19 protein-coding genes are annotated in these 24,114 nt (G+C 71.3%); 13 read left to right on the top strand and 6 right to left on the bottom strand.

Annotation, left to right across the window (positions count from 1 at the left end):
• Nucleotides 1-335: 335 nt before the first annotated feature.
• Entirely contained in the window at nt 336-1,886 is a 1,551-nt protein-coding gene (locus ACWIGU_RS06945) for a phytoene desaturase family protein (protein WP_454398206.1), read from the top strand.
• Between the two features lie 77 nt (nt 1,887-1,963).
• On the opposite strand, the gene ACWIGU_RS06940 is transcribed toward ACWIGU_RS06945, so the two are convergent.
• Nucleotides 1,964-3,784, bottom strand: a complete 1,821-nt coding sequence (locus tag ACWIGU_RS06940) for a serine hydrolase (protein WP_454398204.1) — start codon at nt 3,782-3,784, stop codon at nt 1,964-1,966.
• A gap of 161 nt (nt 3,785-3,945) precedes the next feature.
• On the opposite strand from ACWIGU_RS06940, the gene ACWIGU_RS06935 reads away from it, so the two are divergent.
• Both ACWIGU_RS06935 and ACWIGU_RS06930 read left to right on the top strand, forming a co-directional pair.
• The gene (locus ACWIGU_RS06935; RefSeq protein WP_454398202.1) at nt 3,946-5,073 is read left to right on the top strand and encodes an NAD(P)H-dependent flavin oxidoreductase; all 1,128 of its coding nucleotides are present in this window, start codon (nt 3,946-3,948) and stop codon (nt 5,071-5,073) included.
• On the top strand, nt 5,070-6,641 hold the full coding sequence (locus ACWIGU_RS06930; RefSeq protein ID WP_454398200.1) for an acyl-CoA synthetase: 1,572 nt from the start codon (nt 5,070-5,072) through the stop codon (nt 6,639-6,641). Before ACWIGU_RS06935 ends, ACWIGU_RS06930 begins: the two co-directional genes overlap by 4 nt.
• Before the next feature lie 66 nt (nt 6,642-6,707).
• Here ACWIGU_RS06930 and ACWIGU_RS06925 read toward each other — a convergent pair whose 3' ends face one another.
• Complete coding sequence (locus tag ACWIGU_RS06925) at nt 6,708-9,131, bottom strand: penicillin acylase family protein (RefSeq protein WP_454398198.1); 2,424 nt, start codon at nt 9,129-9,131, stop codon at nt 6,708-6,710.
• A gap of 140 nt (nt 9,132-9,271) precedes the next feature.
• Here ACWIGU_RS06925 and ACWIGU_RS06920 point away from each other — a divergent pair, with 140 nt between their 5' ends.
• Nucleotides 9,272-10,792 (top strand): acyl-CoA synthetase, encoded by a 1,521-nt coding sequence (locus ACWIGU_RS06920; protein ID WP_454398196.1) that lies wholly within the window; start codon nt 9,272-9,274, stop codon nt 10,790-10,792.
• Between the two features lie 195 nt (nt 10,793-10,987).
• Nucleotides 10,988-12,319, top strand: a complete 1,332-nt coding sequence (thrS, locus tag ACWIGU_RS06915) for a threonine--tRNA ligase (protein WP_454398194.1) — start codon at nt 10,988-10,990, stop codon at nt 12,317-12,319.
• Between the two features lie 24 nt (nt 12,320-12,343).
• On the opposite strand, the gene paaK is transcribed toward thrS, so the two are convergent.
• The 3 genes from paaK to ACWIGU_RS06900 form a co-directional block, all read right to left on the bottom strand.
• Complete coding sequence (gene paaK, locus ACWIGU_RS06910; protein ID WP_454398192.1) at nt 12,344-13,639, bottom strand: phenylacetate--CoA ligase PaaK; 1,296 nt, start codon at nt 13,637-13,639, stop codon at nt 12,344-12,346.
• Between the two features lie 163 nt (nt 13,640-13,802).
• Nucleotides 13,803-14,594 (bottom strand): GNAT family N-acetyltransferase, encoded by a 792-nt coding sequence (locus ACWIGU_RS06905; RefSeq protein WP_454398190.1) that lies wholly within the window; start codon nt 14,592-14,594, stop codon nt 13,803-13,805.
• 112 nt (nt 14,595-14,706) lie between these two features.
• Nucleotides 14,707-16,323: an acyl-CoA synthetase gene (locus ACWIGU_RS06900; RefSeq protein ID WP_454398188.1), complete on the bottom strand. Its 1,617-nt coding sequence runs from the start codon at nt 16,321-16,323 to the stop codon at nt 14,707-14,709.
• Between the two features lie 196 nt (nt 16,324-16,519).
• Here ACWIGU_RS06900 and ACWIGU_RS06895 point away from each other — a divergent pair, with 196 nt between their 5' ends.
• The 6 genes from ACWIGU_RS06895 to ACWIGU_RS06870 all read left to right on the top strand — a co-directional run bounded on the left by ACWIGU_RS06895 (nt 16,520) and on the right by ACWIGU_RS06870 (nt 21,979).
• Entirely contained in the window at nt 16,520-17,356 is an 837-nt protein-coding gene (locus ACWIGU_RS06895; protein WP_454398186.1) for a crotonase/enoyl-CoA hydratase family protein, read from the top strand.
• Between the two features lie 28 nt (nt 17,357-17,384).
• A complete protein-coding gene (locus ACWIGU_RS06890; protein ID WP_454398184.1) occupies nt 17,385-18,332 on the top strand; it encodes a Zn-ribbon domain-containing OB-fold protein in 948 nt (315 codons plus the stop codon).
• Nucleotides 18,333-19,379, top strand: coding sequence for a thiolase domain-containing protein (locus tag ACWIGU_RS06885; RefSeq protein WP_454398182.1), 1,047 nt, complete (start codon nt 18,333-18,335; stop codon nt 19,377-19,379).
• A complete protein-coding gene (locus tag ACWIGU_RS06880; protein WP_454398180.1) occupies nt 19,376-20,578 on the top strand; it encodes a thiolase domain-containing protein in 1,203 nt (400 codons plus the stop codon). Before ACWIGU_RS06885 ends, ACWIGU_RS06880 begins: the two co-directional genes overlap by 4 nt.
• Nucleotides 20,579-20,674: 96 nt before the next feature.
• On the top strand, nt 20,675-20,902 hold the full coding sequence (locus tag ACWIGU_RS06875; RefSeq protein WP_383085598.1) for a DUF397 domain-containing protein: 228 nt from the start codon (nt 20,675-20,677) through the stop codon (nt 20,900-20,902).
• Between the two features lie 162 nt (nt 20,903-21,064).
• Nucleotides 21,065-21,979 (top strand): universal stress protein, encoded by a 915-nt coding sequence (locus ACWIGU_RS06870; RefSeq protein ID WP_454398178.1) that lies wholly within the window; start codon nt 21,065-21,067, stop codon nt 21,977-21,979.
• Between the two features lie 14 nt (nt 21,980-21,993).
• On the opposite strand, the gene ACWIGU_RS06865 is transcribed toward ACWIGU_RS06870, so the two are convergent.
• On the bottom strand, nt 21,994-22,749 hold the full coding sequence (locus ACWIGU_RS06865; RefSeq protein WP_454398176.1) for a leucine-rich repeat domain-containing protein: 756 nt from the start codon (nt 22,747-22,749) through the stop codon (nt 21,994-21,996).
• 7 nt (nt 22,750-22,756) lie between these two features.
• On the opposite strand from ACWIGU_RS06865, the gene ACWIGU_RS06860 reads away from it, so the two are divergent.
• Together ACWIGU_RS06860 and ACWIGU_RS06855 are read left to right on the top strand one after the other, a co-directional pair.
• The gene (locus ACWIGU_RS06860; protein WP_454398174.1) at nt 22,757-23,380 is read left to right on the top strand and encodes a CGNR zinc finger domain-containing protein; all 624 of its coding nucleotides are present in this window, start codon (nt 22,757-22,759) and stop codon (nt 23,378-23,380) included.
• A gap of 207 nt (nt 23,381-23,587) precedes the next feature.
• Nucleotides 23,588-24,088 carry a hypothetical protein gene (locus ACWIGU_RS06855; protein ID WP_100594650.1) on the top strand — a complete coding sequence of 167 codons (501 nt, stop codon included), beginning with the start codon at nt 23,588-23,590 and terminating at the stop codon, nt 24,086-24,088.
• Nucleotides 24,089-24,114: the final 26 nt, after the last annotated feature.

Below are 24,114 nucleotides of genomic sequence, written 5' to 3'. Positions count from 1 at the left end.
GCCTGCGGTCGTCTGTCTGGGTTCGGCTCCCCGTGGTCATCGGCCCGTGAAGGACGGCTGAGTGTCTGCCTGCGGTCGGTTCCCCCGCGAGTGACGTCCAGGCTCCTCTGCCTGCGGTCGCCCTCCCGCGGTCGCGGGCCTGCGGCACCTGCCCGCGATCGTCCGCCTGGGACGGGCTGCCTGCGCCCGCGCGCCCACCCACGCGCGCGCTCGCCCACGCGCGCGCTCGCCCACGCGCGCGTCCGCCCACACGCCCGTCCGCCCCTACCCCTCCGCTCCGCGATCTCCCGAGCCAGGGTCTGGCCCGGCATGATCCGCTCGTGTTACCAAGAGGGATGCCAGCACACGAGCGCTACGACGTCGTCATTGTCGGCGGAGGCCACAACGGCCTCGTCGCCGCCGCCTACCTCGCCCGGGCCGGACGTTCCGTCCTGGTTCTCGAGCGGCTCGGCGCCACCGGCGGTGCCGCCGTGTCGACGCGGCCCTTCGCCGGGGTCGACGCGCGCCTGTCGCGCTACTCGTACCTGGTCAGCCTGCTGCCCCACAAGATCGTCGACGATCTCGGGCTCGACTTCGCCGTACGCGGCCGCACCGTGTCCTCGTACACGCCGACCGAGCGCGACGGTCGGGCGACCGGGCTGCTCGTCGGCGGTGGTGAGGAGCGCACCCGCGCCTCCTTCGAGCGCCTCACCGGCGGCGGGCGCGAGTACGCGGCCTGGACCGACTTCTACGAGACGACCCGCCGCGTCGCCGAGCGGGTCTTCCCCACGCTCACCGAGCCGCTGCCGACCAGGGACGCACTCCGGCAGCGCGTCGACGACGAGGCCGCCTGGCGGATGCTCTTCGAGGAGCCGATCGGCGCGGCCGTCGAGGAGCGCTTCAGGGACGACCTGGTGCGCGGCGTGGTCCTCACCGATGCCCTCATCGGTACGTTCGCCGACGCCCACGACGCGTCCCTCCAGCAGAACCGCTGTTTCCTCTACCACGTGATCGGCAACGGCACCGGCGACTGGGACGTGCCCGTCGGCGGCATGGGCGCCCTCACCGATGCCCTCGCCGACGCCGCCCGCGCGGCCGGCGCCGAGCTCGTCACCGGGCACGAGGTGACCCGCGTCGAGACCGACGGGCGCCGCGCCGAGGTGACATACGAGTCGGAGCGCGGCGCGGGCCGCGTCGGCGCCGGGCACGTGCTCGTCAACGCGTCGCCGCAGGCCCTCGCCGCCCTCGTCGGCGACGAGCCGCCCGCGCCGGCCGAGGGCGCGCAGCTCAAGGTCAACATGCTCCTGACCCGGCTGCCGAAGCTGCGCGACACGTCCGTCGACCCGCGCGAGGCGTTCGCCGGAACGTTCCATATCGCCGAGGGCTACGAGCAGCTTGCGACCGCGTACGACCAGGCGGCGGCCGGGTCACTGCCCGCGGCGCCCCCGTCGGAGATCTACTGCCACTCGCTGACCGACCCGAGCATCCTCGCCCCGGATCTCGTCGCGCGCGGCTACCAGACCCTCACCCTGTTCGGCCTGCACACGCCCGCCCGGCTCTTCGCGGGCGACAACGACGCCGCCCGCGCCGAGCTCCTGAAAGCCACCCTCGCCCAACTCGACGCGCAGCTCGCCGAGCCGATCGAGGACTGCCTCGCCCCGGACGCCGACGGTCGGCCCTGCATCGAGGCGAAGACCCCGCTCGATCTGGAGCGGGACCTGCGCCTGCCGGGCGGCAACATCTTCCACCGCGACCTGTCCTTCCCGTACTCCCAGGAAGGGACGGGCCGTTGGGGCGTCGAGACCGCCCACGCCAACGTCCTGCTGTGCGGCGCGGGCGCCGTGCGCGGCGGCGGGGTCAGCGGGATCCCCGGGCACAACGCGGCGATGGCCCTACTCGGGAAGTGAGCCGCCGGCCCCGGCCCTCCGACTCGAGCCGGCGGCTCAGGCCCGGCCCAGGCCCCCGAACGGGGCCCGCGCCTGGCTCAGTCCTGCGAGGGTGACCACCCCACCGCCTCGATCCGCGCCGCGTCGGACGGGCGTGCCTCGTCGAACACGGTCCGGCGGCCGTCGGTGACGCGCACCCCGTCCACGTACACCCCGCGCCCCACGTACAACTGGTCGGTCGCGTAGCGCCAGCGCAGCCGGACCTGGCTCCCCTTGAAGGCGCCGAGGGCGGCGGTCAGGCGGTGCCAGGCGCGGCCCGACCAGCCGTCGGCCGTGCCCTTGGGGTGGTCCTCGGCGTCCTCTCCCTTGCGGGTGGTCGTGAAGGGCAGGGCCTGCCAGGTCGTCCCGGCGTCGGCCGACGCCTCCAGGTACAGGAAGTCGGAGTGCGGCTCCGTGTCCCACCACAGGTCGCAGGCGAGGCCCGCCGTGTCGGAGGTGATGTCCAGGCCGGGCAGTGTGAGCGTCGCCGACGTGGCGCTCGTCATGCCGGAGAACCAGGCGGTGCGCCCGTGCGCGGGGCGTACGGCGACGGCGCGGGCCAGGTTGTTCGCGGTGGCGACCCGGGGAGCGGAGCCGGATCGCCACGTACGAACGGGGTGCACCGAGTTGCCGAGCACGATGAGGAACGAGTCCGTCGTCGGGTCGAGGACGATGGACGTGCCCGTGAAGCCGGTGTGCCCGGCCGTGCGCGGTGTCGCCATCGCGCCCATGTACCAGTGCTGGTAGAGCTCGAAGCCGAGGCCGTGCTCGTCGCCGGGGAACGCCTGGTTGAAGTCGGTGAACAGCAGCCGTACCGAGTCCTCGGACAGGATGCGCGCCTCGCCGTACGAACCACCGTTGAGGAGCGTGCGGCCGAGGATCGCGAGGTCCCACGCGCAGGAGAAGACACCGGCGTGGCCCGCCACACCGCCCAGCCCGAACGCGTTCTCGTCGTGCACCTCGCCCCAGAGGAGTCCGCGGTCGAGGCCGGACCAGGGCAGGCGCGCGTCCTCCGTCGCGGCGATCTTCGGCTTCCACGAGGCGGGCGGGTTGTAGCGGGTGCGGCGCATGCCGAGGGGGCCCGTGATCCGCTCGCGCAGGAGCACGTCCAGGGTCTGGCCCGTGAGCTTCTCCAGGACCAGCTGGAGCGAGATCAGATTGAGGTCGGAGTAGAGGTACACGGTGCCGGGCGGGTTGAGGGGCGCCTCGTTCCAGATGAGGCGGAGCTGGCCCTCGCGCGTCGTCTCCTTGTAGAGGGGGATCCAGGCGCGGAATCCCGAGGTGTGTGTGAGGAGCTGACGGATCGTGATGCCCTGCTTGCCGGCGCCCGCGAAGTCGGGGATGTACGAGGCGACCGTGGCCTCCAGCTCCAGCTTGCCGCGCTCGATCTCCTGTACCGCGATGAGCGAGGTGAACAGCTTCGACACGGAGGCCAGGTCGTAGACCGTGTCCTCGGCCGCCGCGATCTGCTGGTCGGCCGGGAACTCCACACCCGTGTCGGTCCTGTCGTCGTAGGACGAGTAGCGCACGGCCTTGCCGATCGGCTGGTGGAGTGCGACCGTGCCGCCGCGGCCGGCGAGCAGTACGGCGCCCGCGTACCAGGGGTGCTTGGGGGAGGGGGCGAGGAACTTCTCGGCGTCGGCGACGAGTTGGCGCAGATGCCCGGCGATCAGGCCGGCCCGCTCGGGGGACCCGCGGCGCAGGGTGGTCCCGTGCCCGTCGGCGTGCCCTCCCATGTGTGTGTCCGCCGCCGAGGCGGGCCCTGCCGGGAACGGGGCGATGGCCAGCGCCCCGCCCAGCGCCAGCACACCCGTGCCCAGTTGGCGACGGGACAGCCCGTCGTCCGTGTCGTGCGATCTGTCCGCCGCGCCGTCGGTCATGAACGAACCCCTTCTGAAAGAATCTTTCGGGATCTAGCTCGACGCATGAAACTTTCATGTCAGGCTCCGGTCGTGTCAAGCCTCGGAAATGCGTCACGGAAATCTGACGCAGCATCAGAAAGTGTCTTCCCTCGTACGACGGAGTGCGGCATTCTGCGCCCATGCAGACGGAGCTGAGCAAGAAACTGGGGATCGAGCACGCCATCTTCGGCTTCACGCCCTTCCCGGCGGTGGCCGCCGCCATCAGTAGGGCCGGGGGGTTCGGCGTGCTCGGCGCGGTCCGCTACACCGCACCCGACGACCTGGCCCGCGATCTCGACTGGATGCAGGAGCACGTCGACGGCGCGCCCTACGGGCTCGATGTCGTGATGCCCGCGAAGAAGGTCGAGGGCCCCAACCGCCAGAAACTCACCGAGGCCGACGTCGAGGCGATGATCCCCGAAGGACACCGCCAGTTCGTCAGAGACACCCTCGCCAAGCACGGGGTGCCCGAGCTCGCCGAGGGCGAGGCGTCGGGCTGGCGCATCACCGGCTGGATGGAGCAGGTCGCCCGCAGCCAGCTGGACATCGCCTTCGACTACCCGATCAAACTCCTTGCCAACGCGCTCGGTTCGCCGCCCGCCGACGTCATCCAGCGCGCCCACGACCACGACGTCCTCGTGGCCGCTCTCGCGGGCAGCGCCCGGCACGCCCGTAAACACGCGGACGCCGGCATCGACATCGTCGTCGCGCAGGGCTACGAGGCAGGCGGACACACCGGCGAGATCGCGTCCATGGTGCTCACGCCCGAAGCGGTCGACGCCGTGGCCCCGTTGCCCGTCCTCGCGGCCGGCGGCATCGGCGGCGGGGAACAGATCGCGGCGGCCCTCGCGCTCGGCGCCCAGGGCGTCTGGCTCGGCTCCCTCTGGCTCACCACCACCGAGGCCGACCTCCACTCCCGCGCGCTCACCGCCAAACTCCTCGCGGCCGGCTCCGGCGACACCGTCCGCTCCCGCGCCCTGACCGGCAAGCCCGCGCGCCAGCTCCGCACGGAGTGGACCGACGCCTGGGACGACCCGTCGGGCCCCGGCACCCTGCCCATGCCGCTCCAGGGGCTGCTCGTCGCCGAGGCCGTCTCCCGTATCCAGAAGTACGAGGTCGATCCGCTGCTCGGCACGCCCGTCGGGCAGATCGTCGGCCGGATGACGAGCGAACGCCCCGTCCAGGCCGTGTTCGACGACCTCACGCGCGGCTTCGAGCGCGCCGTCGACCGCATCAACCGCATCGCAGGAAGGAGCGGTCAGTCGTGAGCACCGGCCCCACCCCCAACAGCGCGCCCCCCAACGGATTCTGGGCCCAGGCCACCGCGGATCCCGGCCGTACCGTTCTCGTCGCCCCCGACGGGGAGAAGTGGACCGCGGGCCGGCTGCACGCCGACGTCAACAGGCTCGTGCACGGCCTGCGGGCCGCCGGGCTCGAACGAGGTGACGCGTTCGCCGTCGTCCTGCCCAACGGAGTCGAGTTCTTCACCGCGTTCCTCGCCGCATCCCAGGCCGGCTTCTACCTCGTCCCGGTCAACCACCATCTGGTCGGCCCCGAGATCGCCTGGATCGTCGCCGACTCCGGAGCGAAGGTCCTCATCGCCCACGAGCGGTTCGCCGAACAGGCCGTGGCCGCCGCCGACGAGGCGGCACTCCCGGCAGGGCAGCGGTACGCGGTCGGAGCCATCGACGGCTTCAGCCCGTACGCCCAACTCCTCGACGGGCAGCCCGAGTCGGTGCCGGGCGACCGCACTCTCGGCTGGGTCATGAACTACACCTCGGGCACCACGGGCCGCCCCCGCGGCATCCGCCGCCCCCTGCCCGGCAAACTCCCCGAGGAGACCTACCTCGGCGGCTTCCTCGGCATCTTCGGCATCAAGCCGTTCGACGACAACGTCCACCTCGTCTGCTCGCCGCTCTACCACACCGCCGTACTCCAGTTCGCGGGCGCGTCCCTGCACATCGGGCACACTCTCGTCCTGATGGACAAGTGGACCCCCGAGGACATGCTGCGCCTCATGGACACCTTCAAGTGCACCCACACGCACATGGTGCCGACCCAGTTCCACCGCCTGCTCGCCCTGCCCGACAGCGTCAGGAGCGCGTACGACGTGTCGGCGATGCGGCACGCCATCCACGGCGCCGCGCCCTGCCCCGACCACGTCAAGCGCGCGATGATCGACTGGTGGGGCCACAGCGTCGAGGAGTACTACGCGGCCAGTGAGGGCGGCGGCGCCTTCGCGACCGCCGAGGACTGGCTGAAGAAGCCCGGCACGGTCGGCAAGGCGTGGCCCATCAGCGAACTCGCCGTGTTCGACGACGACGGCAACCGGCTGCCGGCCGGCGAACTCGGCACCGTCTACATGAAGATGAGCACCGGAGGATTCTCGTACCACAAGGACGAGACCAAGACGAAGAAGAACCGCATCGGCGACTTCTTCACCGTCGGCGACCTCGGCATTCTTGACGAGGACGGGTATCTCTTCCTCCGCGACCGCAAGATCGACATGATCATCTCGGGCGGCGTCAACATCTACCCCGCCGAGATCGAGTCCGCGCTCCTCACCCACCCGGCCGTCGCCGACGCCGCGGCCTTCGGGATCCCCAACGATGACTGGGGCGAGGAGGTCAAGGCGGTCGTCGAACCCGCGGAGGGGCACACGGCCACAGACGCGCTCGCCGCCGAGATCCTCGCCCACTGCGAGCGCCAACTCGCGGGCTACAAACGGCCGAAGAGTGTCGACTTCATCGAGACGATGCCGCGCGACCCGAACGGCAAGCTCTACAAGCGCCGCCTGCGTGAACCCTATTGGGAAGGCCGCGCCCGCGCGATGTGATGACCCGCGCGGAGGTCTGACGGAGGCGCGGCCCGGGGGGAGAGATCCCCGGGCCGCGCCCGTTGTTCAGTCGTGAACCCACACCACCTTCAGCGCCGGTGACTTGAGGATGTCCTTCTCGCAGAAGCGCGGGGTCACCCACTGTCCGTCCGAGAACAGGTGCGTCTGGTCGCTGTAGTGCGGCGAGTTCGGGTTCGAGGACTGGGAGTACGTCAGCAGGGTCCGCGCCACCGGGCAACCGCCGCCGTTCCAGCCGACGGCCTGGATGTAGCTCGAACCGTGCACGATCTCCGAGTAGCCGCCCGCCTTCGCGTCCCACACCGTCTCGACCTTGTTCCACACGCCGAGGGACTCCGTGCCGCCGTGGACGGGGATGTGCTTGCCGCCGCGTACGACGAACTGGTGAGCGCCGAGCGGGTCGTCCAGGGCGATCCCGGCCGACCGCAGCTCACCCGCCGCGTCGGCGAGCGCGGTCGCGAAGCCCGGCGCATCCGTGTTCAGCGTGTTCGGCGTGAGCACCGGGTCGGCGGCCGAGAACGGCACCTTCCACAGCTTGTCGTTCGGCACGGCCGCGGTGAGCTTGCGCCAGAACCGGTCGAAGAGCAGCGCTCCCCGGCTCGACGTGCGCATGGTGTGATCCCACTTCCTGAGCACATCGCAGGCCTGGCTCACGTCAACAGCCTTGCCGTCGCTTGCTGTTGCCGTGCCGCCAGGCAGCACTGCGCACGCGCGCGCCGTGTCCGCCGCCGCCAGATCCGCCGCGGGCACCCGGTCGGCGAACTGCTGCCGCTGGAGGTCGGGAACGGCGAGAGCGCCGCGACTCGCCATCGCCGACACGTCCTCGACGCCACCGCGCGTCCGCATCGACCGCTGCGTGCCGACCGTCCCGAAGACCCGCTCGTACCCCGTCAGCGGCCGGTCGGCGTTGGCCAGCCACGCGCTGTCGTTCGAGTTCTCCACGTAGGGCGCGTCCTTGAGGACCGGCATCCTGGACGGTCCGAAGATGCCCGGCTGTACGGCGTCCTTGTCGGAGCCGATCGCGCAGTCGCCGCGCGAGCCGTCCAGGACCGCGACGCCGGACGCCGGATACGTCACCTTGCCGAGCGGCGTCGAGCAGCGCGCGGCCAGATCGTCGGTGATCCGCGGCAGCACCTGCGCCTGCGCGAAAAGCGAGTGCCCAGAGGCGTCGGCGGCGATCGTGTTCACCCAGGGAAGCCCCTGACTGCGCTTCAGCGAGCTCAGCACGTCGTCCGTGGAGCGCGCCTTGCTGAACCCGAGTCCCGTGTCGGAGGCGCGCAGGTTCAGGGCGTTCGGGTCGTTCAGCGCGTACGCCGTCGTGGTCGTCCAGGGCAGCGGCAGCGACGCGCCGAGCGAGTTCACGACCGGCCCGTACCGCGTCCACCACTGGGTGCGGGTGACCGGCGCGCCGTCCTTCACCGCGACGCTCACGGTCCGCTTCGTCATCCGCTCCGGCTTGCCGTCCACGAGGTACGCGGTCGGGTCGGCCGAGTCCAGTGTCAACTGGTGGAGATTGAGCGTGACCCCCGTCGCGACGGTGTGGCTCCAGGCGATACGGGAGTTGTGGCCGATCGAGATCGTCGTCGAGCCGATGAGCGAGCCGCCGGAGACGTTCAGCTCACCGGGGATCGTCTGCTGCGACTGCCAGAAGCGACGGCCGCCCTGCCACGGGTAGTGCGGGTTGCCGAGGAGCAGACCGCGGCCGTTCGCCGTGGTGGCACCGCTGAACGCGACAGCGTTGGACCCCATGTCGGCGTCCTCGGAGGAGAACAACTCCTTTGCCGCCGCGGCCGCTTCGGCCTTGTCCGGCGTACGGGACGGGGCGGGCGCCCCCGCGGTGGGCGGCTGCGCGGCCGTGATGCCGTCCACGCCGCGGCCCTGACCGCCGAGCACGGCGAGTGCGAAGCCGTGCGCCGCGACGTCGGCGGTCGTCACCGGGCGCACCCAGTCCGCTCCCTTGCAGGCGGGGTCGGTGATCCTGTTCTGCTTCAGCCACGCGTTGTATCCGGCGGCGAAGCCCCGCATCGTCTCCTTCACCTCGCGGCTCGGGCCCGCGGGTGCCGGCTCGGCGAGGAGCTTCTCCACGGTGCCCGCCTCACGGACTCCCCGGAAGTAGAGGTCGCTGGAGACGTTCTTCGTGGCCGAGGAAAGGGAGCCGTCGGGGGCCGCGTCGGGCCCGAAGTAGCGGGAGCGCTCGCCGCGCACGGTGACGAACCCGTCGGCGAGCGCGCACACCTGGTCGGCGGCCTGCGCCCACCCGGTGCCGAAGCCGAGCCCCGCGTAGTCCTGGGCGACGATATGCGGAATGCCGTACTCGGTGTAGCGGATCGTGGCGGACAGGCCGCCGCCGTGCGGGTGGTGCTCGGGCCGGCCGTGGCCGCCGGCGGCTGCCGACGGGAGCGAGGCCGTGGTGCTCAGCGCGGTCAACAGGGCGAAACCGATGACCGCGAGACGTCTCGGGCGGGTGCGCATCGTGCCTCCCAACTGGAGTGAGGGAAGGGGCGGTTGAGCGTACCAACGGGTATGCCCGGAAGGGCGGCGTCCGGTGCGGCCTTCGCGCGACGCGCGTCACCGGCCTTGATTTCGTGTCGGCCGGGGCACAGGATCGCGCCATGACGGGTGTCCGGGATGAACAAGACGTACGCGCCAGCACGGTCGACGGGACGCTGCGCCGCAGCGCGCGACGCGCCCCCGAACGCGTCGCCGTCCGCTACGGCCCGCGCGCGTGGACGTATGCCGAACTCGACGCGGCCGTCTCGCGCGCGGCCGGCGTGCTGAGCGGCCTCGGCCTCGGACCGGGGGACCGCGTCGGCGCCTACGGGCACAACTCGGACGCGTACCTGATCGGCTTCCTGGCCTGTTCGCGCGCCGGGCTCGTGCACGTGCCGGTCAACCAGAACCTCACCGGAGACGACCTCGCCTACATCGTCGGCCAGTCGGGCTGCGCGCTCGTGCTGACGGATCCCGACCTGGCGGACCGGCTCCCCGCCGGGGCGCGCACCCTGGCGCTGCGCGACGCGGACGACTCCCTGCTCGCCCGGATCCCGTCCGCCGAGCCGTACGACGGACCGCAGCCGGACGCCGACGACCTGGTGCAGCTCCTGTACACCTCCGGCACGACGGCGCTGCCCAAGGGCGCGATGATGTCGCACCGCGCTCTCGTCCACGAGTACGTCAGCGCGATCCACGCCCTCGGCCTCACGGAGACGGACCGGCCCGTCCACTCCCTGCCGCTCTACCACTCGGCGCAGATGCACGTGTTCCTGCTGCCGTACCTCGCCGTGGGCGCGCAGAACACGATTCTCGACGCGCCGGACGCCGCGAAGATCTTCGACCTGGTGGAGGCGGGTGACGCCGACAGCCTCTTCGCGCCGCCCACCGTCTGGATCGGCCTGTCGCAGCATCCGGACTTCGCCACACGGGACCTGAGCGGCCTGCGCAAGGCCTTCTACGGCGCCTCGATCATGCCGGTACCGGTCCTGGAACGGCTCCGCGCGCGCCTGCCCGGACTCGCCTTCTACAACTGCTTCGGCCAGAGCGAGATCGGACCGCTCGCCACCGTCCTCGGACCCGACGAGCACGACGGCCGCATGGACTCCTGCGGGCGGCCCGTCCTGTTCGTCGAGGCGCGCGTCGTCGACGAGGACGGCAAGGAGGTGCCCGACGGCACCGCCGGTGAAGTGGTCTACCGATCACCGCAGTTGTGCGACGGCTACTGGGACAAGCCGCAGGAGACCGAGGCGGCCTTCCGTGACGGCTGGTTCCGTTCGGGGGACCTCGCGGTGCGTGACCGCGAGGGCTACTTCACCGTCGTCGACCGCGTGAAGGACGTCATCAATTCCGGGGGAGTGCTCGTCGCCTCACGCCAGGTCGAGGACGCGCTCTACACCCACCCGCAGGTGGCTGAGACCGCCGTCATCGGACTGCCCGACGACCGCTGGATCGAGGCCGTCACGGCCGTCGTGGTCCGCGGCGGCGAGGTGACCGAGGCGGAGCTCATCGCCCACGCGCGCGAGAAGCTCGCCCACTTCAAGGCGCCCAAGCGCGTCGTCTTCGTGGACGAACTCCCGCGCAACGCCAGCGGCAAGATCCTCAAGCGCGAGCTGCGGGACCGGTTCAGTACTGCGGACTGAGCCCGCCGAAAATGACGAGCGGAGGCGGCCGGGGCCCTGTTACGGTCCGGCCATGAAGCGACGCGCAGCTGCCATGACGACGACGCCGGAGAATGTCCCGGCGCGCTGACAGCTGTGTTTGTCCGAAGCCCCGGGGCGAGTGCCCCGGGGCTTCGCCATGGGACCACTCGCCCGACGACCGCGAGGGATCCCCACATGAACGAGCAGAAGCAGAAGCAGGATCAGCAGAACCAGAATCAGCAGAAGCAGGACCGGAAGAAGCACGAGCGGCGCAACCAGGAACACCCGCAGCACGAGCGGCCGAAGCACGACCACCGCAAGCTCGGTCGTGAGCTCGGTCTCTTCGACACCGACCCGCTCATCGGCGCGGGACTGCCCTACTGGCTGCCCGACGGCGCGGCCGTACGGCACACCCTCGAGGAGTACATCCGCACCGCCGAGCGGCGGGCCGGCTACCGGCACGTGTACTCCCCGGTCCTCGGCAAGCGCGAGCTGTACGAGATCTCGGGGCACTGGTCGCACTACAGCGACGACATGTTTCCCCCGATGGACCTGGGCGGCGAGCAGGTCGTCCTGCGGCCCAGCCTCTGTCCCCACCACGCCGTGATCTACCGTTCCCGCTCCCACAGCTACCGTGAACTGCCTTTGCGCATGGCGGAGTTGGGAGGCATGTACCGCTCCGAGCTGTCGGGAGTGCTCGGCGGCCTGACCCGCGTGCGGGCCATCCAGCTCAACGACGCGCACATCTTCTGCACCCTCGACCAAGTGGCCGACGAGGCACAGGCGGCCCTGGAGATGATCCGCAGCGCCTACGAGGTGCTGGGTATCACCGCGGCGCGCTACCGGCTCTCGCTGCCGGGGCCGGGCGGGAAGTACGTCGCCGCCCCGCAGATGTGGCAGCGCTCCGCCGCGCTGCTCACCGAAGTCCTCGACCGGTCGGGTCTTTCCTACGAGGCGGCCGAGGGCGAGGCCGCGTTCTACGGGCCCAAGATCGACGTCCAGGTCGCCGACGGCGCGGGACGCGAGTCCACCCTCTCCACCGTCCAGGTCGACTTCCACCAGCCCGAGCGTTTCGACCTGCACTACATCGGCCCGGACGGTGCGAAACACCGTCCGGTGATGGTCCACCGCAGCATCATCGGCAGCGTGGAACGGGCCGTGGCGCACCTCATCGAGCGGCACGGCGGCGCCTTCCCGGCGTGGCTCGCGCCCACCCAGGTGGCGATCCTGCCGATCTCGGACGCAGAGTTTCCGCACGCCGATGTCCTCGCGCGGCGGTGCGCCGAGCTGGGGCTGCGGGCGGAGGTCGCGGGCCCGGAACGCGGCACCCTGGGCGCCCGCGTCCGGGAGGCCAGGCTCGTGCCGTACCAGGCGGTCATCGGCGCGAGAGAGGCGGCGGACGGCCGGGTCGCGCTGCGCCTGCGCGACGGCCGCCGCCCCGCCCCGCTGCCCGCCGAGGAGGCGCTCGCCAGGATCGGGGCGGTCGTCGACGGGTACGCGCACGACCTGTGGGACGACGCGAGCTGACGGAAACGGGACCGATGGGGGCGGTTAACCCTCCCGCCCCCGCAGGTCCACGATGCGCTTGATCTTGCCCACCGACCGCTCCAGTGTCTCCGGGTCCACGACCTCCACGGTCACCGAGACACCGATGCCGTCCTTCACTCCGGTCGCGATGGAGCGGGCCGCCGCGTCGCGTTCGGCGGAGGTCGCGTCGGCGCGGGCCTCCGCGCGTACCGTCAGGGCGTCCATGCGGCCCGCGCGGGTCAGCCGGAGCTGGAAGTGCGGGGCGACGCCCGGCGTGCGCAGGACGATCTCCTCGACCTGGGTCGGGAAGAGGTTCACCCCGCGCAGGATCACCATGTCGTCGCTGCGGCCCGTCACCTTCTCCATGCGGCGGAAGGAGGGGCGGGCCGTGCCGGGCAGGAGCCGGGTCAGGTCCCGTGTCCGGTAGCGGATCACGGGCATGGCCTCCTTGGTGAGCGAGGTGAACACCAGCTCGCCCTGCTCACCGTCCGGCAGGACCTCGCCGGTGATCGGGTCGACGACCTCCGGATAGAACTGGTCCTCCCAGATGTGCAGCCCGTCCTTCGTCTCGACGCACTCCTGGGCGACGCCAGGGCCCATCACCTCGGAGAGGCCGTAGATGTCGACGGCGTCGATGGCGAAGCGCTCCTCGATCTCGCGGCGCATCTCCTCGGTCCACGGCTCGGCGCCGAAGACGCCGACCTTGAGGGACGTGCTGCGCGGGTCGACGCCCTGGCGCTCGAACTCGTCGAGGATCGTCAGCATGTACGAGGGGGTGACCATGATGATCTCGGGGCGGAAGTCCTGGATCAGGCGCACCTGGCGGGCGGTCATGCCGCCGGACGCGGGAATGACCGTGCAGCCGAGCCGCTCGGCACCGTAGTGCGCGCCGAGTCCGCCCGTGAACAGGCCGTATCCGTACGCCACATGGACCTTGTGGCCAGGCCGGGCGCCCGCCGCGCGCAGGGAGCGCGCCACCATGTCGGCCCACATGGAGAGGTCGTCCTCCGTGTAGCCGACGACGGTGGGCAGGCCCGTGGTCCCGCTGGACGCGTGCAGCCGGCGCACATCCGTCTCCGGGACGGCGAACATCCCGAACGGGTAGTTGTCCCGCAGGTCGGTCTTCGTGGTGAACGGGAAGCGGGCCAGGTCGGCGAGCGAGCGGCAGTCGTCGGGGTGCACGCCCGCCTTGTCGAAGGACGCGCGGTAGAACGGCACCCGCTCGTACACGCGGCGCAGTGTCGCCCGCAGCCGCTCCAGCTGCTGTGCGTGCAGCTCCTCGGGGCCGAGCTGTTCCCCCGCGTCCAGCAGTTCTGTCATCGTCGACCGCACTCCCGAGCCCTGAGGGCCGGCCGTCCACCCGGATTCACATAATGGGCGAATCGGCCGACCGATCATTCGGTTGATCCGTTCAGGGTCAGTAATTCAAGGGACGGAGGCAGGCGTCAAGAGGCGGGACGGAATCAATCGCCGCCGGGTGGCCTCAGGCGCCTTCGGCGGCCCCGTGGAGGTAGGGAGTCGTGGTGCTCAGAGCCGTGAAGCCGAGGCGCTCCAGGATCGGGCGGCTCATGCTGGAGGCGTCGACCTGGAGGTAGCGGTAGCCACGCTCGGCGGCGATGCGGCTACGGAACGCGACGAGGCTGCGGTAGATCCCGCGCCCGCGCCACTCGGCGACCGTGCCGCCGCCCCACAGGCTCGCGAAGTCCGTCCCCGGGTGCGTCTCCATGCGGGCCGCGCTCACCGGCACGTCCCCGGCCAGCGCGACCACCGCGGGCACGGCGTCCGGGTCCTCGGCGAGCTGGGCGAGGAGCTGGTGCCGGGTGAGGCCGAGACTCCTGCCGAAGGCCTTGTCGTGCACCTGCGACATGAGGTCGACGCCGGCCTCGTCGGTGACCGGGAGCAGTCGGATCCCCTCGGGAGGCGGGACGTCTGCCGGCAGGTCCGCGACCTCGGCGACCAGGAGCGTTTCCACGGGCTCGGGGACGAATCCGGCGGCCGTGAGCCGCTGCGGAAGGTCGTGCGGCAGGTCGTGCCCGTACACCTTCCACTCGAATTCCCGTCCGAGGCCGGTGAAATGGCGTACCTGCGCGGCGATCGCCGCGTCCGCCGAGCTCTCGTCGAGGTCCGACCACACGACGCCGTTCCAGGAGCTGCCCTCGGCGCCGGTCTGCCGCACCACGCCGTCCACCCGCTCGACCCGCGCGCCGGGGCCGTCGGGCCTGGCGTCCCGCCTCATCTGCCGGTCGAACCGGGACAACACCGCTTGAGGATCCATCCGGCCACTCCAGCACCGGCGCGCCCGGGCGGCAAACGGATTGTGCCGCGGTACGCGGGTGCGTCGCGCCAGGAGCACCTGCCGTGTCCGTTGCGACCGGCGTCGGGTCCCGCTACGCCCCGTCCGCCGCCACCGCCCGCGCCCACCGGTAGTCCGCCTTGCCGCTGGGTGAGCGCTGGATACGGTCGGTCAGGACCAGCTGGCGGGGGATCTTGTAGCCCGCGAGGCGGGTGCGGCAGTGGGTCTGGATGTCGTCGAGCGAGGGCGGTTCCGCGCCGTCGCGCAGCTGGACCACGGCGGCGACATGGTTGCCCCACTTCGCGTCGGGCACTCCGGCCACCAGCGCGTCGTACACGTCCGGATGGGACTTCAGGGCCTGCTCGACCTCTTCCGGATACACCTTCTCGCCGCCCGTGTTGATGCACTGCGAGCCGCGCCCGAGGACGGTGACGATGCCCTCCTCGTCGACCGTCGCCATGTCCCCGAGCAGCACCCACCGCTCGTCGCCCTTCTGGAAGAACGTCTCGGCCGTCTTCGCGGGGTCGTTGTAGTAGCCGAGCGGGACGTGCCCGCGCTGGGCGATGCGGCCCGGCTCTCCGGGCGCGATCGGCTCGTACGTCGCCGGATCGACCACCTGTGTACGGGAGTTGACCCGTAGGCGGAAGCCCTTCTCCGGGCCCGAGTCGTCCGTCGCCGTGCCGTTGAAGCCGGACTCGGACGAGCCGAAGTTGTTCAGGAGCATCACGTTCGGGACGAGCGCCTGGAACTGCGCGCGCACCGTCTCCGACATGATCGCGCCCGACGACGAGACGCTGAACATCGACGAGCAGTCCGTGCCCTTCATCGGCCCGTTCAGCGCGTCGATCAGGGGGCGCAGCATCGCGTCCCCGACGAGCGACATGCTCGTCACCTTCTCCTTCTCGACCGTACGCAGCACTTCTTCGGGCACGAACTTCGTGTGGATGACGATGCGTTGGCCGAAGTTGAAGCCGATGAAGGCGGTGAGCGTGGACGTGCCGTGCATCAGGGGAGGGGTCGGGAAGAAGGTGATCCCGTCGCCGCCGGCCGTGACGCGCTCGGACAGCTCCTCCGGCCTGCTCACCGGCTCGCCCGTCGGCGCGCCGCCGCCGAGCCCCGAGAAGAACAGGTCCTCCTGGCGCCACATCACGCCCTTGGGCATGCCGGTCGTGCCGCCCGTGTAGATGATGAAGAGGTCGTCGGCCGAGCGCGGCCCGAAGCCGCGCTCCGGCGAGCCCGTGGCCTCCGCCTCCGTGAAGTCCACGGCCTTGACGGGCGGCGCGCCGGCCGGCGCGGTTCCCACGCGTACGAGGTGGCGCAGCTTCTCCGTCTGCGGGAGAGCGGCCGCGACGCGTTCGGTGAACTCGGCGTCGAAGACGAGCGCCGCGAGGTCCGCGTCACGGTAGAGGTAGACCAACTCCTCTTCCACGTAACGGTAGTTGACGTTGACGGGCACGATCCGCGCCTTGAGGCAGGCCAGCACCGTCTGGAGGTACTCGATGCCGTTGTAGAGGTGCAGGCCCAGGTGTTCGCCGGGGCGGATCCCGCTGTCGATCAGATGATGCGCGAGGCGATTGGCCGCCGCGTCGAGCCCGGCGTACGTGAGCCGGCGCTCCACGCCCGTGCCGGGATGGTCGATGTGCACGAGCGCCTCGCGGTCGGGGACCACGTCGACGACCGACTCGAACAGGTCGGCAAGGTTGTACTCCACCGCTCCTCCTGACCCAGGCGCCATCTCGATGTGGCCGTCATCTCAGCAGAGCCGCAGGGAACAGGGAAGGGCCTCCGCACAAGAAATCTGACTGACTGTCAGAAAACTCTTGAACTGGCCACCCGCCTACTGCAACCTGTTCTCGCATCCGAGACGTACGCGGCATCCGAGACGCATCCGAGACGGGAGCACGGCCATGGGTGGCACGGAACACGACGCGGGACACGGGACGGGGCGCGGGACGGAACACCTGGCGATGCGGCGCGAAGGTGCCACCCTGGTCCTCACGCTCAACAGGCCCGAGGCCAAGAACGCGCTCTCCCTGCCGATGCTCGTCGGTCTCTACGACGGATGGGTCGCCGCCGACGAGGACGACTCGATCCGGTCGGTCGTCCTGACCGGCGCGGGCGGCACCTTCTGCGCCGGCATGGACCTCAAGGCCCTCGCCGGCAAGGGGATGGAGGGCGAGCAGTACCGGGACCGCCTGAAGGCCGACCCCGACCTCCACTGGAAGGCGATGCTGCGCCACCACCGGCCCCGTAAGCCCGTGATCGCCGCCGTCGAGGGCTACTGCGTGGCCGGCGGCACGGAGATCCTCCAGGGCACCGACATCCGCGTCGCCGGCGAGAGCGCGACCTTCGGACTCTCCGAGGTCAAGCGGGCCCTCTTCCCGATCGGCGGCTCCACCGTGCGACTGCAGCGCCAGATCCCGCGCACCCACGCCCTGGAGATGCTGCTGACCGGCAGGCACTACAGCGCGGCCGAGGCCCTCTCCATCGGGCTGATCGGCAGCGTCGTCCCGACCGGCACCGCGCTCGACAAGGCCCTGGAGATCGCCGAGCAGGTCAACGCCTGCGGCCCGCTCGCGGTGGAGGCGGTGAAGGCCTCGGTGTACGAGACCGCCGAGATGACCGAGACCGACGGCCTCAAGTCCGAACTGGAGCGCGGTTGGCCGATCTTCGCCACCGAGGACGCGAAGGAGGGCCCCAGGGCCTTCGCCGAGAAGCGTCCCGCCGTCTACCGGCGCGCGTGAAGCCCTCCGACCGTCAAGGAGTCATGAAGTGCCCGAAGTCCTCAAAGCCCCCCTCGTCGTCGAGTTCCCCTTCACCCGCTCGCTCGGCCCCGTCCAGAGCGCGTTCCTGACCGGCCTGCGCGAACGCGCCGTCCTCGGTGTGAAGACCACCGACGGCAAGGTCATGGTCCCGCCCGTCGAGTACGACCCCGTCACCGCCGACGAGCTCCGCGACCTCGTGGAGGTCGAGTCCACCGGCACCGTCACCACCTGGGCCTGGAATCCCGAACCCCGCCGCGGCCAGCCCCTCGGCACGCCCTTCGCCTGGGTCCTGGTCAAGCTCGACGGCGCCGACACCGCCCTCCTGCACGCACTCGACGCGCCGGGCCCCGACGCCGTGACCACCGGCATGCGTGTCCGCGTCCGCTGGGCCGCCGAACGCACCGGTGCCATCACCGACATCGCCTGCTTCGAGCCGTACGAAGGCGAGGCCGCGGAGACCGAACCCGCCGCGCACGACGGGCTGTTCGACGACGCGGTCACCGGGATCGTCGCCCAGGCCCGTCTCGACTACGTGTACTCCCCGGGCCGCGCCCAGAGCGCGTACATCAACGCCCTCGCCCACCGGCGCACCGTCGGCGAACGCTGCCCGTCCTGCCGCAAGGTCTACGTCCCGCCGCGCGGCGCCTGCCCCACCTGCGGCGTCGCCACGACCGGCCGGGTCGAGGTCGGCCCGGCCGGCACCGTCACCACCTTCTGCATCGTCAACGTCAAGGCCAGGAACCTCGACATCGAACTGCCCTACGTCTACGCCCACATCGCGCTCGACGGCGCCGACCTCGCGCTCCACGGCCGCATCGCCGGCATCCCGTACGACCAGGTGCGGATGGGCCTCAGGGTCGAGCCGGTGTGGACCGAGGGCGGGCGCTATCCCGACCACTACCGTCCCACCGGCGAACCGGACGCCGACTATGACACGTACAAGGAGCTGGTGTAGATGCGAGAGGTGGCGATCGTCGCCTTCGCGCAGAGCGACCATCTGCGCACGACCGACGAACTCTCCGAGGTCGACATGGTGATGCCGGTCCTGCACCAGGTCCTGGCGCAGACCGGCCTCAGGACCAGCGACATCGGCTTCACCTGCTCCGGCTCCTCCGACTATCTCGCGGGCCGCGCCTTCTCCTTCACCATGACCCTCGACGGCGTGGGCGCGTGGCCGCCGATCTCCGAGTCGCATGTGGAGATGGACGGTGCCTGGGCGATGTACGAGGCCTGGGTGAAGCTGCTGACCGGCGAGGTCGACACCGCGCTCGTCTACGCGTACGGCAAGTCCTCGCCGGGCTCGGTGCGCGATGTGCTCACCCGCCAGCTCGACCCGTACTACGTGGCCCCGCTGTGGCCGGACTCCGTCGCCCTGGCGGCACTTCAGGCGCAGGCCCTGATCGACGTGGGCGAGACCGACGAGCCCGCGCTCGCCGGGATCGCCGCACGGAGCCGGGAATCCGCGTCTTCTAACTCCCATGCGCAGGTGAAGGGTTCGGTGCCGCAGGGCGACTACGAGGTGCGGCCGTTGCGCAAGGGCGACTGCCCGCCCGTCAGCGACGGCGCCGTCGCCGTGATCCTGGCCGCCGGGGACAAGGCCCGCGCGTTGTGCGAGCGGCCGGCCTGGATCCGCGGCATGGACCACCGCATCGAGGCGCACAGCCTCGGCGTCCGCGACCTCACCGACTCCCCGTCCTCACGGCTCGCCGCCGAGCGGGCGGGCGCTTTCGAACGGCCCGTGGACACCGCCGAGTTGCATGCACCGTTCACCTCCCAGGAGGTCGTCCTGCGCAACGCGCTGAAGCTGGGCGACGACGTGGCCGTGAACCCCTCCGGCGGCGCGCTCGCCGCCAACCCGGTCATGGCCGCGGGACTGCTGCGTATCGGAGAGGCCGCCGCCCGTATCCACCGCGGTGAGTCCGACCGGGCACTCGCGCACGCCACGTCCGGCCCCTGCCTGCAGCAGAACCTGGTCGCCGTCCTGGAAGGAGACGCCCGATGAGCAGCACGGTGAGCGGCGGGTTGAGCGGCGGGGTCAGCAAAGAACCCGTGGCCGTCGTCGGTATCGGCCAGACCAAGCACGTCGCGGCCCGCAAGGACGTCTCGATCGCCGGACTGGTCCGTGAGGCGGCCCGACGTGCTCTGGAGGACGCCCAGTTGACGTGGGCGGACATCGACGCCGTGGTGATCGGCAAGGCGCCGGACTTCTTCGAGGGCGTCATGATGCCCGAGCTGTATCTCGCGGACGCGCTCGGCGCGGTCGGCAAGCCCATGCTCCGCGTGCACACGGCGGGCTCGGTCGGCGGTTCCACCGCCCTCGTCGCCACCAACCTCGTGGCGTCCCGCGTCCACAGGACCGTCCTCACCCTCGCCTTCGAAAAGCAGTCCGAGTCGAACGCGATGTGGGGCCTGTCCCTGCCGATCCCCTTCACACAGCCGCTGCTCGCCGGCGCCGGCGGCTTCTTCGCCCCGCACGTCCGCGCGTACATGCGGCGCACCGGCGCGCCCGACCACGTCGGCTCGCTGGTCGCGTACAAGGACCGGCGCAACGCGCTGAAGAATCCCTACGCGCATCTGCACGAGCACGGCATCACTCTGGAGAAGGTCCAGTCGTCGCCCATGCTGTGGGACCCGGTCCGCTACTCCGAGACCTGCCCGTCCTCCGACGGCGCCTGCGCCATGATCCTCACCGACCGTGCGGGCGCGGCCCGTTCGCCGCAGCCGCCTGCCTGGATGCACGGTGGCGCGATGCGCAGCGAGCCGACCATGTTCGCGGGCAAGGACTTCGTGTCGCCGCAGGCCGGCAAGGACTGCGCCGCCGACGTCTACCGGCAGGCGGGCATCGGCGACCCCCGACGGGAGATCGACGCCGTCGAGATGTACGTGCCGTTCTCCTGGTACGAGCCGATGTGGCTGGAGAACCTCGGCTTCGCCGACGAGGGCGAGGGCTGGAAGCTCACGGAATCGGGCGTCACGGAGCTCGACGGCGACCTCCCCGTCAACATGTCGGGCGGCGTGCTGTCCACCAATCCCATCGGCGCCTCCGGCATGATCCGCTTCGCGGAGGCCGCGCTCCAGGTCCGGGGGCAGGCGGGAGAACACCAGGTCGACGGCGCCCGCAAGGTGCTCGGGCACGCCTACGGGGGCGGCTCGCAGTTCTTCTCGATGTGGCTCGTCGGGGCGCACCCGCCCACGTCGTGAACGGCTCGCCGCCGTGGCCTGTCCGCCGCGCGGGCCGATCGCTAGGCTGGCGGGCGGACGACGAACCGGGAGGAGCAGGACGTGGCCGAAAGCACCATGGAGCAGCACACGCTCGCGGGTTGGGACAAGCCGGACCTCGATCTGAGTGCCGCGGACTGGCATTCGAGCAGCAAGGGGCTGGGGGACGTCCAGATCGCCTTCGTCGAAGGCTTCATCGCGATGCGCAATGGCGGCAGTCCCCATAACCCGTCCCTGATCTTCACGCCCGCGGAATGGGGGGCGTTCGTGCTGGGGGCACGCGAGGGGGAGTTCGATCTGACCTGAGCGGGTCTGACCCGAGCCGCGGTCAGGTGATGTTTCCGGCTTTTCCGGCGAGATGTGACGTTCGGCCCTGCCCCTCGGTCCCGGTGTGCGCGAGGCTGGGGGCAGGAACAGTCGCTCTTGCCGGGGCCCGTCGACACCGCGCCCCGGTGCCGGAGGTTGGACATGAGTACCCCGCGCCCCCTGCCCGTCGCCGCCGCCGTCGACGGATCCGAAGACAGCCTGCGCGCCCTCGAATGGGCGCTGACGGAAGCGGGCAGGCGCGGGGCGCCCGTGCGGATCGTCCATGTGCGCCAGTACGCCCCCTGGACCCAGCCAGGAGTACTGGTGTCCGGCCCGCCGGAGCCCGCGGACGACCCGGTCGTCGACGAGGTACGCGCCTCCCTCACCGGCCGAGGCGGTCTGCCGCCGGTGGAGTACGTGACGTTGGAGGGCGCTCCTGCGGCTGTCCTGCCCGAACTCGGCGCTGAGGCACAGCTGCTGGTCCTCGGTTCGCGGGGACGCGGCGGCTTCGCCAGCCTGCTGCTCGGTTCGAACGGTGTGGCCGTGGCACGGGACGCCGCCTGCCCCGTCGTCGTGGTGCCCAGGCCCGGGCGCTCCGTGCACGGTGACAACGACGTACCGCCCGGACCGCGTGTGGTCGTCGGCGTAGACGTGGACGAGCCCGATGACACCGTCCTCGCCTTCGCCTTCGAGGAGGCCGCGCGGGGCGGTGCGCGGCTTCAGGTGATCGCCGCGTTCCCGTGGCCGGTGCTCGCCTGGACGACGTTCGGCGACTTCACGCCCACGACGGTCGACCAGGAAGCGGCCGAGCGCGAGACGCTGACACTGGCGAACGCGGCGGTGGCGCCCTTCCGCAAGACGCATCCGGATGTCGAGGTCGACCTGTACGTGGCGCCGGGCGACGCGGCCGGGCACCTCGTCGAGAACTCCCGCGAGGCGGACCTCGTGGTCGTGGGCCGCCACCGCCGCCGCCTCACGCGCCCCGCGCCGATGCTCGGCACGGTGACGATGGCGGTCCTGCTGCACGCGGCGAGCCCGGTCGCGGTGGTGCCGCCGGTTCTGGAGGACGCGCCCTAGAAACCCTTCAGCGATCAGTGCAGCACCACGCACCCCCGCGCCGTGAGGGCCTCGAGCTGCCCGGACGGCATGTGCATGCCGTTCCACCGGAGGTCCAGCTTCTCCAGCGCGGGCAGCGAGCCGATCCAGTCGGGCAGGTCGCGCAGCCGGTTGGACCGCAGGTCGAGCCGCCGCAGCAGGGGAAGTCCGCGCAAGGATCCGGGCACGTCGGTGAGGGCGTTCTCGCGCAGTTCGAGTTCCCGCAGCTCACGCAGGTGCCGTACGGAATCGGGGAGGGCGGTGAGGTGGTTGCCGCGCAGCCACAGCTCGCGCAGCGCGGTCAGGCCGCCGATCGATTCGGGGAGCCGGGTGAGGGCGGCGTGCTGGGCGCGCAGCTCCACCAGGCCCTTCATCGAGCCGATCGATTCATGGAGTCCGGTGAGCGTGTTCTCGCCGACGTTGAGATAGGCCAGCCGCGACAGCCTGCCGAGCGAGTCCGGGAGCGCGGTGAGCTCGTTGTCGTGCAGGTAGAGGAAACGGGTCAGGCCCGTCAGGTCGCCGAGCGTGTCCGGCACCGAGGCGAGGCGGTTGTGCCCGAGATCGAGAGTGTGCAGGTGGGGGAGTGATCCGATGCGGTCGGGGAGCCGGGTGAGTGCGTTGTCGGGCAGGAGGAGAACCTCCAGGCGGGGGTGGTCCCACACCTCGTCCGGTACGTCGCTCAGGCCCGCCCGCCAGTACGAGAGCACAGTCGGCCTCCCCCGAGATCTAATGGATGCGCGGGACCTTATCATTAGCCCCATGCGTGACAACAGCACCGGCCCGCACAACACACCGCTCGCCCTGGACCTCGCCCTCACCATCCGCCACGACGGGCACGGCGGCGTCGCCGATGACCTCGACCGGCCCGAGGCGCTGACGGCCTGGGTGCGGAAGCGTGCCGAGGTGCTGCCGGGCGCGACCGGGTTCGAAGCGGACGCGACCGCGCTCGCCGAGGTGCGCGCGGTGCGGGCCGCCGTCCGCGCGCTGTTCGCCCGCGCCGTGCGCCCCGGCGAGCCCAGCCCGGCGGACGCCCACCGGTTGCTCCCCGTGAGCGAGGCCGTGCGGCGGCTCAACGAGGCGGCGGCGCTCGCCCCCACCGTTCCCGTTCTCACCTGGGACGACGGCGCCATCCCCCTCGTACGCCACGAGGCGTGCACCCCCGCGCCCGCCTCCGACCTGCTCACCGCGGCCCTGGCCCGCGCCGCCGTCGGCTTTCTCGCGAGCGACGACCGCGAGCGGCTGCGGGCCTGCCACGCCCCGCGCTGTGTGCGCTACTTCCTCAAGGACCATCCCCGCCAGGAGTGGTGCAAGCCGTCCTGCGGCAACCGCGCACGGGTCGCCCGGCACCACGAGCGGCACCGCGCGGAGGCGGTACGAGACTGAACTCGCCGCGGGGGAGGGGATGTTGAGTGGGGGCACCGGCGTGGGCCCGGGCCGTCGTCCCCGGCCGGCTGCACACCGATGAGCAGACCGTTGCGCCGCCGCGGGAACCCCCGCCGCCCCTGGATTCGCCCGCGTCCGCCCGGTCACGACCCCGTCGGGGCCGCAGCCCCGCGCCGCGGAGCGCCCCGGTGCACGTACCATTGCGGCATGTCCTTCCTCCGCCGACGCAGCTCCGCCACACCCGCGGGTCCTGACTTCGATGTCCTCGCCATGGACCCGGGCGACTGGCCGGGCAATCTCGGCGCGGGTCTGCTGCCCGCCCCTGACGGCAGCTGCCAGGGCGTTTTCCTGCGCTACGACCTGTTCGGCGGCCGCGGCCCCGCGATGATCATCGGCAATCTGCCCGAGGGCTCATCGGCCCGTGAGACCGCCGAGGGCGAGATCCCCTTCGAGGTCGCCCAGCTCCTTCTCGCGCTGGAGAACGACGAGGAGGTCACCGTCGTCGGCACCGAGGACGTCCCGGTGATGCAGGGCGACAACCTCCTCATCGTGCGCCGCCTCAAGCTCTCCGAGAGCCGTATCTCCTGCGTGCAGTTCGACCGCAGCGACAACGTCCTCGTGACCATCGCGGCCTGGGACCGGCCCATCACGGACGACCTCTACGCGCTTCTGAAGCCGCTGCCCCCCGAGCTCTTCCAGCAGGCCTGAGCCAGGAAAGCCGGCCGGGCCCGGAT

The sequence above is a fragment of the Streptomyces sp. NPDC055400 genome, from assembly GCF_053644375.1.
The sequence above is the reverse complement of the archived record's forward strand: the minus strand, read 5'-3'. Positions and strand labels throughout refer to the sequence as shown.